This window comes from Candidatus Micrarchaeum sp. (genome assembly GCF_016806735.1).
Lineage (GTDB): Archaea > Micrarchaeota > Micrarchaeia > Micrarchaeales > Micrarchaeaceae > Micrarchaeum_A > Micrarchaeum_A acidiphilum_A.
The window spans coordinates 726,405-738,670 of sequence record NZ_CP060530.1 but is presented as its reverse complement, the minus strand read 5'-3'; the positions used below and the strand labels follow the sequence as shown (position 1 = coordinate 738,670).

General features: G+C 47.7%; 12 protein-coding genes. 8 read left to right on the top strand and 4 right to left on the bottom strand.

Going from position 1 to position 12,266, the window contains the following annotated elements; all coding sequences use genetic code 11:
* Positions 1–15 precede the first annotated feature (15 nt).
* Positions 16–708: a helix-turn-helix domain-containing protein gene (locus tag Micr_RS03940; RefSeq protein ID WP_203134377.1), complete on the bottom strand. Its 693-nt coding sequence runs from the start codon at positions 706–708 to the stop codon at positions 16–18.
* A gap of 78 nt (positions 709–786) precedes the next feature.
* Positions 787–1,572 carry a hypothetical protein gene (locus Micr_RS03935; protein WP_203134376.1) on the bottom strand — a complete coding sequence of 262 codons (786 nt, stop codon included), beginning with the start codon at positions 1,570–1,572 and terminating at the stop codon, positions 787–789.
* Between the two features lie 81 nt (positions 1,573–1,653).
* On the opposite strand from Micr_RS03935, the gene Micr_RS03930 reads away from it, so the two are divergent.
* From Micr_RS03930 to Micr_RS03920, 3 genes are all read left to right on the top strand, one after another.
* The gene (locus tag Micr_RS03930; protein WP_203134375.1) at positions 1,654–2,394 is read left to right on the top strand and encodes an ATPase domain-containing protein; all 741 of its coding nucleotides are present in this window, start codon (positions 1,654–1,656) and stop codon (positions 2,392–2,394) included.
* Positions 2,394–3,431: a hypothetical protein gene (locus Micr_RS03925; protein WP_203134374.1), complete on the top strand. Its 1,038-nt coding sequence runs from the start codon at positions 2,394–2,396 to the stop codon at positions 3,429–3,431. Before Micr_RS03930 ends, Micr_RS03925 begins: the two co-directional genes overlap by 1 nt.
* Before the next feature lie 119 nt (positions 3,432–3,550).
* Positions 3,551–4,939 carry a DHH family phosphoesterase gene (locus Micr_RS03920; RefSeq protein WP_203134373.1) on the top strand — a complete coding sequence of 463 codons (1,389 nt, stop codon included), beginning with the start codon at positions 3,551–3,553 and terminating at the stop codon, positions 4,937–4,939.
* Here Micr_RS03920 and Micr_RS03915 read toward each other — a convergent pair.
* Positions 4,936–6,150, bottom strand: coding sequence for a replication factor C large subunit (locus Micr_RS03915; RefSeq protein ID WP_203134372.1), 1,215 nt, complete (start codon positions 6,148–6,150; stop codon positions 4,936–4,938). The genes Micr_RS03920 and Micr_RS03915 overlap by 4 nt on opposite strands.
* Before the next feature lie 160 nt (positions 6,151–6,310).
* Here Micr_RS03915 and uppS point away from each other — a divergent pair, with 160 nt between their 5' ends.
* From uppS to Micr_RS03890, 5 genes are all read left to right on the top strand, one after another.
* Positions 6,311–7,018, top strand: coding sequence for a polyprenyl diphosphate synthase (uppS, locus tag Micr_RS03910; protein ID WP_203134371.1), 708 nt, complete (start codon positions 6,311–6,313; stop codon positions 7,016–7,018).
* A gap of 104 nt (positions 7,019–7,122) precedes the next feature.
* Positions 7,123–8,976: a DUF2070 family protein gene (locus tag Micr_RS03905; protein ID WP_203134370.1), complete on the top strand. Its 1,854-nt coding sequence runs from the start codon at positions 7,123–7,125 to the stop codon at positions 8,974–8,976.
* Positions 8,977–9,038: 62 nt separating this feature from the next.
* Positions 9,039–9,965 carry a hypothetical protein gene (locus Micr_RS03900; protein WP_203134369.1) on the top strand — a complete coding sequence of 309 codons (927 nt, stop codon included), beginning with the start codon at positions 9,039–9,041 and terminating at the stop codon, positions 9,963–9,965.
* 106 nt (positions 9,966–10,071) lie between these two features.
* A complete protein-coding gene (locus Micr_RS03895) occupies positions 10,072–10,395 on the top strand; it encodes a hypothetical protein (RefSeq protein WP_203134368.1) in 324 nt (107 codons plus the stop codon).
* Between the two features lie 84 nt (positions 10,396–10,479).
* Positions 10,480–11,196 carry a hypothetical protein gene (locus Micr_RS03890; protein WP_203134367.1) on the top strand — a complete coding sequence of 239 codons (717 nt, stop codon included), beginning with the start codon at positions 10,480–10,482 and terminating at the stop codon, positions 11,194–11,196.
* Between the two features lie 13 nt (positions 11,197–11,209).
* On the opposite strand, the gene Micr_RS03885 is transcribed toward Micr_RS03890, so the two are convergent.
* Complete coding sequence (locus tag Micr_RS03885; protein ID WP_203134366.1) at positions 11,210–12,175, bottom strand: replication factor C small subunit; 966 nt, start codon at positions 12,173–12,175, stop codon at positions 11,210–11,212.
* Positions 12,176–12,266 lie beyond the last annotated feature (91 nt).

Here is a 12,266-nt window from a genome sequence, read left to right as displayed (position 1 = left end):
CTCATAAGCTTGGGCTTATACCTTGCTCAGCCTTGCCTCGATCTCTTCCATTGAGAGCTTGCTCGTAAGTAGAGGTATCTTCTCTATCTGGGCTATCTTTACCGCGAGCTTGTCTATATTTGTCAGGTTGTGTATTACCACTATCCTTGGCTTTATCGGGGCTACTCTTATCACCACAAGCGGCGACCTTCCGGTGCTGACGTTTTGGAATATGAAAACGCGCTCAGTAGTCGAGCCGAAAAGCTTTGGGTAATCTGCAGGCTGCATTTCCAATATTATCCTTAGGCTGTCCAGCTTCGTGTATCCAAACAGCTTTATGTTGTCCAGCTGGTTTGGGTTGGCTATGACCTTGCCCTCTATTATCCTGTTGAAATCCGAGCCGGTTATCGGCATGCTGAAATCGTGTATTATATATGGCAGTTCCTCGTTCTTCTGCTGTCCTGCGAACTTTTCCAGGCTTGCCTTGACTGTGCTGCCCCTGCTTTCGTCTATCTCGAAAAGCGCTCCCACGAATCTCTTTATTATCGCAACTCCGGGGCTCAGCCTCCTGTTGCTTTCATAATCGCTTATCGTTGATGCGGATATTTTTATGGCTCCCGAAAGCTCGGCCTGCGTCACGCCGAAAAGCTCCCTCCACTTTTTCATTACGCTACCTGGGCTTTCAGACAGTGCTATCTCTCCTGCTATTTTTTCTGCAAGTTCGTCCATAGTACCAACTTTGGCTTTTGTCTAACTACATATAGACAGGAAACGTATAAATAGCTTGTGCAGGCGTCTCAGTCCGGGCTATTTTCCCCTGCCTGATTCTTCCTTTCCTGCCCTGTGCTTGGGTTTGCGTTCAGCAAAATCTTCGGAGCTGGAATTCTTTATGCCTTTGTAAAGTTTATCTACGACCTCTTGCTTTATCTCCTCGCTCTGCTTTTTTTTATCCTGCTTCATTATGCCTATCAATATTATTATGAGCCCGGCGATTAGCATTATCGTAACCGTTATGCCTGCAAGGCTGAACTCGCTAAGCCTGTTTGCGCTGTTGCCCAGCGTAATGCCCTCGGCCAGCGTGCTTTTTACGGTTGCTTTGCTTACCGCTGAGCTCGGCGAGATGGCAGACAGAACGTAGAATCTGCCCGCGCCCAATATGCCTAGGGAAAGATTCGATTCATTTTGGGAATAAACAGGTTTTGAAAAAGTCACCGGTATGGTCGCGTTGGTTATGTTAGTGTATATTATTACCGCTCCCCTTCCTTCGAGGCTTTTGGCCAGGGTCAGATAGCCCGTTGCCGTAGCAGAACCATTGACCTCGGTTCTCCACAAGCCGTATCCCGTGCCGTTCAGCAGGATCACATCCAAAGGTACATCCGACCTTTCGAGATATATGCTGGCATTGTCAGGGGTAGAGTTAAAGCTGAAAACATTTATCGCATTGCCGCTGAGGGTGTAGTTGTCGTAAATCCTGGTAATATTCTGGCCCAAAACCGAGCTCGTAGGGCTGGCCAGAGCAGAGAATATCGCGTAATACGACACTATGCTTATCGCTAGCAGCAACAAGCCTATATAAATCAGGCGCTTCATCATGCTGGCACTCCTACTATAAATGATAATTCCGTTGAAAACCTATTTAAATGTGCGATTGCAATTCAATCTTGGCGTGGTAAAATGAGTGAGCTAACGAGAATAAAATCCGGAATAGAAGGCCTTGACTCGATGCTTGACGGAGGGATTCCGGAGCACAATCAGACGATAATTGCCGGAGGCCCTGGAGCCGGAAAGACTCTGCTCTCATTCGAAATACTTTACCGTAACGCCAAGGCAGGAATACCTGGGGCTTTCATAGCCCTAGAAGAAAAGCCAGAGGTGCTGCTCAGCAACGTGAAGCAGGCCTTCAAAGATTTCAAGGACATAGACGACCTTATCAAAAACCAGACGATAATAATAGATGGTGAAGATCCATCCTCAAGGCTGCAGACCGAAAGCGATTCTGCATCTTATTCCTTCGGAAACATAATATCCGACATAGAAGCCATAGTCAAGCGCAACAACGCCAGATGTGTTGTCATAGACTCCATATCCCTGCTCAAGCTAATGCTTGTGGACAAGTACCATTACCGCAGGTCCATGCTTATGCTGATGTCAAACCTGCGCAGGCTCAACGTAACCACGTTGCTCACGGTAGAGATAAATTTTGCGGACAGGGACAAGCTCAAATATTCACCCGAATTCTTCATATTCGACGGCATAATAATGCTCTACCAGATGAGCAGGGAGGACCGTAGGACCCTTACAGCCGAGGTGGTAAAGATGCGCGGCACAAACCACAGCTGGGCCTTGGCCCCTTACGAAATAACCTCCGGGGGGTTCAACATATATACCGTAGACCAGATGGGTGAAATTCCTTAATGAAGCCTCAGGAAAATAAAAATAAGGACAGTGACCAGGTAAAAAAGCAGGATAAGCCGAGCGGCAATAATGAGGAGCAAAAACAGCAGAAATCCAGGAACGACTACATACGCATCGGGATCCTCCTAGCCATAATAATCATAGCAGCAGTTGCTGCAGCTATATACATTGATTCGCCCAAGGGCTGTTCAAGCGTAGTTTTCTCTACCCAGCGCAACAGCTGTTTCACGGCTGAGGCAGAAGCTACTGGAAATTCGACCATGTGCCACAGCATATCCTCGCAGCAGCTCCAGGAATCGTGCCTTGAAAACGTAGCTTATTCGACAAAGAACGCTTCAGTATGCACTTCGATAAGCAACGGCACAATCGCAGATTCGTGCGTGGGCAACCTCAGCATAGCCACTGGCAACGAAGCTTTGTGCGCGAGCTTGCAGAACTCCTCGTCAAAATCCGAGTGCCTATACTCATTTGCCAAGGCGAATAACTTCAGCGACGTTTCGTACTGCTCCGGCATAAGCAATTCCGCCATGTACGGGAATTGCACTGCCTCAAGCTCATATGTTCTTGCAATGAAGACGGGAAATCCGTCCTACTGCTCGGAAATGGATCATACTTCCGGCAACGGCGTGCCTACTGCCGGCCTTCTGGGGTTGCTTCCACAAAACCAAAGTTCAAAGCTTTCTTCTTCAGGCCTAATACTGCTGAATGCGTCAAATTCCGATGTCTGCTATTATTCTGTAGCCGTAGCGTTCGACAATCTGAGCACCTGCGGGAACATGTACGGCTCTATATCGACGGCATGCGAATACTACGTGAATTCAGTCACTGTTCCAAAGCAGGTTCTAAATCTTTCGACAGTAATATCAAAGTGCGATGAAGCCGGCATATACGGGGGTTCGGCCACTACGAACGCGTGCTTCATAGGGTTTGCGGTTTCATACGTCAATGCAACCTACTGCTCTCCAATAACAAATTCAAGCGTCCAAAACACGTGCGTGTCGGAAGTGGCAAGCAGGCAGTCTAATTCTTCTACGTAAAGCACCAGTTCAAAAATGTTATATCATGGCTGCCATTGCACGCCAATTCAATACATAAATACAAATATCTGCAGATAAAAAGTAAAATCTGCGGCATTGCATAACGGGAAAGGATATCAATGGAAGAATTCATAGTCTCTAGCGTTAAGGAAACTTCAAACAGGATGCAACTCTGCACGCTGCTTGGCAAAACCCAGCTGCAGCTGTATTCTGTTGCGATAGCAGAGCCGTTGGACATAGTGGTGCTCGATAATTCAAAGTCCGACCTTCAGCTTGAGGCCAAGGATATAACCGGAAGGAAGGCGGACATGCATCAATTGGAAAGCACAATATCGACTCTGGCCTCAAATATTGAGCTGCATCCTTTGCAGAAGATAGGGATAAAACCCCTGGACGAGGCATTGTCATCAATGGAGGAAAAGCTTACGGCCGTAGCGCGAAGGATCATTTTAAATTTTATATCCGGTGCCCCGATAATAATACGCTTCCACAACGACGGGGATGGTGCCTCCGGGGCCGTAGCGCTATACAGGGCTCTGGAGAAGCTTGCAAAAGAGACAAGGCTGTGCACTTCTAATTGCATATGGACAATGAACAAGGGCGTAGCATATACAATGCAATCGCTATCCTATGACAGGCTCAGGCTATCATCATACCATTCCGCGATTAAGCCCCTTTTGCTTATGACGGATTTCGGCACGCTTGAGGAGAGCGAGACGGCAGTCAAAAACGCACAGGGGTCCATGGACATAGCATGGCTTGACCACCATCCGGTCTATGAAGGTTTCAAGAGAGACATAGTTTATTCGTACCTCAACCCATGGCTCGAAGGCTTCGGCTCCGACGTTACTGCAGGAGCACTGACATGCGCCGTTGCCGGAAAGCTTTCGGGCATCAGGGTAAAGAACCTGACTAAGGCATCGCTTTTGAGCGACCACAGCGCCTATGCCGAAGACGACCCAGAGCCTTCGGAGCTTGCTGTGATAATGGACGCAATGACTACAGACGCGAGCGCCAGGGGCAGCAACGTTACGCCGAAAAACATAATAGCGACGATAGAGGACGAATCATCTCACAAGCTGGTTTTCACGCAGGCGAAATCCCAGATGGACGAAGCGGTGTCAAAGGGCATGAAATACCTAAAGACCCGCAAGGCCGGCAATGCCACAGTGGTAACGCTCGATTATTCACACATATCGGAAAACTACTACGGCTATGTCAGGCACGGAAGGTTTACATCGATATTCAGCGATTCCGTAGCCGAGAAGTTCGGACCATCAATAACAATAGTGTACAACAAAAGCCTTGCATCAATACGCGTGAGCAAGGAGCTTTCAGGGAAGCTGCGCCTGCTTTCGCTGATATCCAAAATGAAGGAGGACACTGACTACATATCCAATGGCGGAGGCCACAATGAGGCGGCCAGCGTCAAGCTGGAGGACGAGTACGCTATGCGCGATTTCCTGGCGCTGCTCTACACAGAAATCGCATCCAGGCTCGCAGATTAAACCTTCATGGCTTTAAGGAAATCTATCTGCTTCTGCTCAAGCCCGTACTTGCTTTCAAGGAAATCGCTGATTTCCTCTTCTTCTGAATTCTTCACCATCGCGGCAATGAGCGGTATGTAATGCTCTTTTATTTTCGAGAGGCTTTCGTGTATCTGCCTCTGCAGCCTTTTTGCGATTTCGTTGCTTATGGACCTTTCGCCCTTCGTGGCGCTCAGCTCTTTTATGGCCTTTGGGAATTCGTAGCGTGCAGTAACCCTGGGATAAACGTTCTTCGACAGCGCCACGCCGCTGGACATCATGACGTTCATGTACCTCCAATAAGTGTAATACTGTGCCCTTATAGCCCTTGTATAATATATGCTCGCCTCGGCCAGGTTCTCATATGCTGTCGCTATGTCAGAAATGTAAGAATACCTTTTCGGTATGTTCTGGTCTATCCATTTTATGAGCATGTCGCCTGCATCCTCGGCATTTGTTATCGCACGAAGAGGCGCTGCTATAGTGTTGGAAAGAAATATCCTGTCAAGGGTCTCGAATATGTAGCCTTTCCTATCTCTTAGCCCTATGTAATCCAGCGCCTCGTCGGGAGCGTCGCCGAGTATAAGGAGGTCGCCTATCGCACTCCTGACGTCTCCGTTGGAGCGCCTGGCTATTGCCGTTATAACATCTTTGTTTGCCTTTATTCCGGCTTCGGAAGCTACGCTTGCAAGTATCTCCTCGACTACGAACTGCTTGGGCTTCTTGAACTCAACAGGCGTTGTTGCGCCCCTAAGGAACGTTATCTTCTGGTCCCACATGTCGTTCGCAATCATTATTATCGGATTCTTGGAGCTGCTTATGAGCTCGCTTATGGCAGTGCTCGCCCCCTTGTCGAACCTTGGGCTAAGCTCGTCTATCTCATCGAGCATTATAAGGTTCCTGCCTCCGAAGAGCCCCCTGGACTGCGAAGCCGCGGCAAGCGTTCCGCTTATAGCACTCTTGTCCCTGTAATCGCTGGCTGTCAGCTCTACAACATTCCAGCCGTTCTCCCTGGCCAGCAGCCTTATGGCGGAACTCTTGCCAGTGCCTGTGGGCCCGTAGACTAGCAGCGGTTTCTCGCGCCTGCCCATCTTGTAAGAAAGCGCGAAGCGCCTAAGCTCTGCTATGGCGTTCTCGTTTCCCTTTATCGAGTCGAGGTTTTCGGGCTCATAAAAAAGCATATCCCTGATCAAAAAATGCACCACAACAAGCCGTGCTTGTTTATTATATTATTATGTTGTAATAGTTTATAATTGAAACGGTTCGGCATGTTTGTCCCTGCAAAGATTTTAGTAAAGAATTTAAATTAATAACAATAAAAGGTATTTGAAGTGGCGTTAACTAGGTGCAGTAATGTCTAACAGAGAGCTCATAATCCCCGCAAACGTAGCATTGATTCCCGATGGCAACAGGAGATGGGCTAAGACCAACAAGATGAATCTCTTTAACGGCTACAACTACGGGATAAAGAAGTTCGTAAAATTCTCGCTGTGGCTGAAAAGTTTCGGCTCGAAGAGCCTGACCGTCTGGGCATTGTCCACAGAAAATATACAGAAAAGGACAAGCCAGGAGCTAAGCATACTCTACAAGCTCTACGTGCGCGCGGCTTATGACAAGGAGATACTGAAGATGCTGGACGACACACAGGCACGCTTAAAAATAATAGGCAACAGGAAGCTTATACCGAAAGCGGTAAACAAGGCGCTCTCAAGCGTCGAAAAGCGTACTGCCAAGTATGACAAGTTCTACATAAACGTGCTTCTGGCATACGGGGGGCATGACGACATACTCTACGCTGCGAAGAAGCTTCTGGCCTCAGGTGCGGCTCCCCGCTCCATAAGCGAGGACTCGCTGAAAAAGAACCTCAGGACAGCCAAGATATCGGATCCGGACCTGATAATAAGGACTTCGGGGGAGGAAAGGCTGTCTGGGCTTCTTCCGTGGCAGTCGTCTTATTCGGAGCTTTATTTTAGCAATAAGTACTGGCCTGACTTCGGCAAGGCAGACCTGAGTGCAGCAATAAGCGAATTCTCAAGGCGCAAGAGAAGGTACGGGAAGTAGCTATCAAGAAGCGCAGCGACAAAACGGCTTAATAAGCTATTTGCTGCATTTTTTAAGCGGGCATGCAAGCGCCCGCACAACGCATCAAGCATAAAGTGCATTTTATGGCAGATAAAAGTTACACAGGTGCCCTGAGCCATGTTAGCATGTTCGCCAAGAACCTTCCGAGCTCTGCCAGCCTCTACGCGATGCTCGTGCTGCTCGGGCTTGTCGTAGGCCCAATAACTGCTTATATAGCACACATCTCCGATCCTCTTTCTGGCTTTGCCTACGCCCTAATAAGCGGTGCGATAGGAGGCATACTTGCCATAATAGTCCCAACCACAATAAACATAATGCTGTTCAAGGCCATTCGCAGCTACATACGCGTAAAATACATAATATTCGTTTCCCTACTCGCGGAGCTTACCTACGGTATATTCCTGATATTTTCCGGCGCTGTATTCTATATATTCCATTCATACGCCCTAGCTCTCGCTGCCATAATAGTCGGAGATGCCAGCATATTTGCATGGTGGATTTTCGTCAACAAGCTTATAATGAACAGGTCCAAGAACGCTTCAATGTTCTCGCTGCTGCAGCCCACAATAAACCTGATATTCTTCCTCCCGGCCAGCGTGATATTTTTCGGCGTAACGCTTCCAATCGGCGTCATGCTGATAAAGCTATACGCAGCAATATTCGTATTCCTTCTGATAAGCTATACAATAATATATTTCATAGACTCCCCGATAAAGAAAAGCCTCGGATTCAGCGGCATAGACACGTTCTCACAGATGATACAGAACTGGCTCTTCAGCATAAACATTGCCGTCCCGAACAGGAAAGTCAAGAAGCCCTTCGGCGAAAAGGCCGACATAGGCGTAGACTCGATAGTATGTACTGGAAAATCTGGAAAGCCCATATTCGTCATAACCGTGCCAAACATACATTTCGGCCCTGTTGGCACCCTGGGCAGCAGCAATTTTCCCTATCTCATAGAGCGCCACATAAATTTGCGCTACAAGGCCAACGGCGTGGTCCTGCATTCATCGATAAACGAGGACTACAACGCCATATCCAGCGACCAGTTCTCACAGCTCAGGCGCACTATAGACAACACGATGAAGCATTTCAGGCAGGGCACTGAGGATCAGGAATATTCATATTATTACGGAGAATCAAACGGCGCTATGGTCAAGCTCATAAAATTCGGCGATTCGGCAATCGCCACGCTGACCAGGGCTCCTCGCGTCACGGAAGACATAACTCCGGAAGCTTCAGTAATAATAAAGCATGCGCTTTCCGGATTTGCCAAGAACATAACAGTGGTGGATGCTCACAACTCCAGATATGAAACTGCACCCGCCGATGAACTCGCAGCGGTAAAATTCGATTCCAAGGTGCTCAAGGATTACCTGGAAGCTATAAAGGGATTATCAAAAATATCTTCGTCAAAAACATTGGAGGTTGGTTCAGCATCGGCAAACATCTGCGAGAAGCTCGGCAACCCCAAGGACCTTGCTCCAGGAAATTCTAATGCAATAGTGTTCCGTATAGGCGGCAGGGACTTCGGAATAATACAGTTCAACGCCAACAACATGAACCCGAAGTTCAGGGAAAGGATACTGGCTCACCTGTCTAAAAAATTCAACATCGATTTTGAGCTTTACACTACGGATACGCATTATGTCAATTCGCTCAGGCAGACAGCCAGCAACGTTCTAGGCAGCACTTCAAGCTATTCCAAGATGAGCTCCGAGCTTGACAAAATGGTAACTTCTGCAATGTCAAACATGAAAACGGCCAGCCTATTCTGGTACTCGGAGACGATGAAGAACTTCTATATATGGGGGATAAACCAGAGGGAGAAGATGCTGACGGCAATGGATTCCATGATAGCCACGGCAAAGATACTGATACCTGCGATAATAGCTGCCGGATTCTTCGTTGCTGCGTGGATAATAACATTAATATAAAGCCAGGCAATATAGAATAAACGCTCCCGAATGCATGTGCGGGAGACGCACGCGGTGCTTGATTGTACTATTATCTTATATCAATAATCATTCTGGCTGCCGTTTTCCTTACTGAATACTACACGCGCAGGCACATTTCAATAATCGGGATACTGGCGTTCATTGCACTTTCGCTTATAAAGTACGGAATGTCGTACCTCTCTGCATCGCTGATAGCGATGCTGCTGCTATCGTTCTGCTTAATGTATGCCTATGCTGTAAAGAGGTTTGCGATCTTCTATATTGCTCTAGGCATCATAGCTGTGCTATTCCTTATATGCGTGCATTATGGCATAGCTACTACTTATGCCACAATGGCGTTTGGCATTGGCGCCCTCTATGGAGTAGCTTCTTCCGGAATAGAATCAAAGAAGCCAAAAGCGCAGAAGCAGGACGTTGCCATAGAACTGCGCAGGGATTACTTGCAGATACTTATGGGTATAGTGCTTGTCGCAGTTCTGGGATTGATGAGTATTTCGGGATTCTACCTCTCTTTCTATTTGGTGCTTCTTGGCATATTCGGCATAGCGTTTTCCGCAAATTCCAAGTCAAAGCACCTGTCCGTTCTGCGCAACCTCGAAAAGAGCGGCGTATTCTATGGCAGAGGTGCGATATTCCTGGCAATAGGCTTTACGATACTTCTGTCGCTGTACCCTGACTTCAAGGTTGCGCTCTTCGGGATAGCGGTACTGCTCTTCTGCGATCCCATCGCAACCATATTCGGGCTCAGGTTCGGCAGGAGTGCAAAGCTCCCATACAACAGGAAAAAGAGCTATGCAGGTACGCTCTCCTACTTCATCCTCGGATCGGTATTCGGCCTTCTGCTCGTAGGATACATAGGCATACCTATAGCCCTGCTCCTCGCCCTTTTCGAAAGTCTTGGCAACAAGCTTGACGACAACATCACAATAGCGATAGCTTATGGCGTAATAGGCTCGCTGCTCGCATGACGAAATACCTATACTGCCGCTATTAGCACGAATTTGCTTCCATTTAAAAACCTTAGTTTTAATAACTATTTGCCAACTTGTCTTGGCTTATTTTGAGGGTGTTGGATTGGTAAAACAAAGGAGTTTCAGCTTATATGACATAGAGCAGTTCCTCAAAGAAGCAGGCGCCGAGAAGATAAACGAGAAAGCGGTAATAACTCTTGAACAGGAGCTCGAACAGACGGTCAACGAACTGGTTGGCGAAGCCTCTTTCTACGCCAATTACGCCGGGCGTAAAAACGTTATAAAATGCAGCGACCTTGCACTTGTGCAGCCCAAGCGTTCCGCTTCGGTCTCAAAAGTCGTTTATCTGCACGGAATGCGCAAAAGGCCAATCGCGCGCAAAAGGTCCAAGAACAGGATAATACTCACGCGCGTCAGGACACAATAAGCCGAAAATGCTGTAATCCCGTAAAAGAACTTGTCAAAACACTATTTAACTTTAAACGCCGCATAGCCTGCTTGGAGTGTTCGAATGAAGATAAGCCTCAATTTCCTAAAGAAGAAATCGAACTACAGCGGCGACATAACCGGAATAAGCATATACTGGAAGAACTCAATGCACGGGCTTCCCGGGAGGAAGATATCCGAGCGCGAATTCGATCTCAAGATTCCATTCACAAACAAGAACTACGAAAGCCTCTCATTCCTAAAGAAGTCCGATACTACGGAAATCGTGCAGGGGATAGAGGTAAGGAGCCCGTTCAAGCTAGTGAGCGTAGAGCCGCAGCTTCCGGCCTCGATAAAATCCGGAGAATCTATAGAATTCAACATCAAGGTAAGTGCTCCTGAGTACAACTACAGCGGCCCGCTGGTGCTCAAAATGGTACCAAAGCCTGTAGAAATGGTGCACGTTGAGCTGCCAGACATAATCGCAGTGAACGGCGAAAAAAGAGTCAAGGTAAACGAGCACGGAGAAGTAAAGAGCATCGAGAAGGGATCCAATTTCGAGATATCTATGCAGATGTACAGGATACTGACTTACAATGACACTGTGAAGGGTGTTTCAGTTAACAAGCCCTTCGAATTCGTCGGATCTGAGCCCAAGCTGCCCTTCACTATAGACAACAAGAGCAGCTTCGTAGCGAGCTTTTACATAAAGGCCCCTGAATTTGACTATGCCGGAACATTAGAGCTGATTTTCGAAAAGCAGAATGCAGAGCAGCAGTCAGCATCTGCACCGGCTTCCTGAATTTCCAAAATGCCTACTGGCCCTTGGCTATTAGAGACAGGTTTGCAAGGAACGCTTCTAATTGTATGCGTTCATTCGCTCCTTCAACTACCCTGAAGTTGCATTCGCCTATGTAACTTATCGTCTTGAGCTTGGCCCTTTCATCTATATTCATTGACTGTATTTCCCTGTAGCACTGGGTCAGTATGTCTTCTGCGCCAAGCCCGTGCTTCAGCATCAGCGTGTCAAGCTCCTCCCTTGCCTTCTCGAAGTTGCCTTCGACGCTGTATTTGAGCATAGATATTATTTCCGTAGGCCTTGCCCTTGAAGCTACGTTGTAGACTTCCGATTCAGTTATCTTCTTTGAGAACATCGCAGCGCTCTGCAGGACGTTGGTAAGCTTCCTCATGTCTCCGTCTCCAACATAAATAAGCGCCTCAATCGCTTTGTCATCCATCTCAAGCCCTTCTTCCCCTGCTATCCTTTCTACATATTTGCGCATGTCTGCCGAAGTGAGCTGCTTGAACCTGAAAACTACGCACCTGCTCTGTATGGGCTCTATTATCTTGCTGGCGTAGTTGGCGCTGAGTATGAACCTTGTCTCGGATGAATACTTCTCCATCGTGCGCCTGAGCGCGTGCTGCGCATCGGCGGTAAGCGAGTCAGCTTCATCCAAAAATATAATTTTTACAGGCACGCTGGCAATGGATACGGTCCTTGCGAAGTTCTTTACTTCTCCTCTTATTACGTCTATTCCCCTCGCATCGCTTGCGTTCAGCTCTTTGAAGGCACCTTCAAGATCCGTCCCGTAAAGGTCCCGGGCAAGTGCAATGGCGCATGTGGTCTTCCCTATTCCCGCGCTTCCGGCAAATATCATGTTTGGGAAGTTGCTGCCCTTTATGAAGGACTTAAGCCTTTCAACTATCGGCTTCTGGCCTATGACTTCCTCAAGGCTTTTGGGCCTGTATTTTTCCGTCCAAGGCAAATCAAGATTCGGCATGATAATCATCAGCATTAGCATTGACTATTTTCGGGTAAAAATATTTAACTATGCACGTGCGTGGAGAAAACACTGCAATAAGGCATAAAAA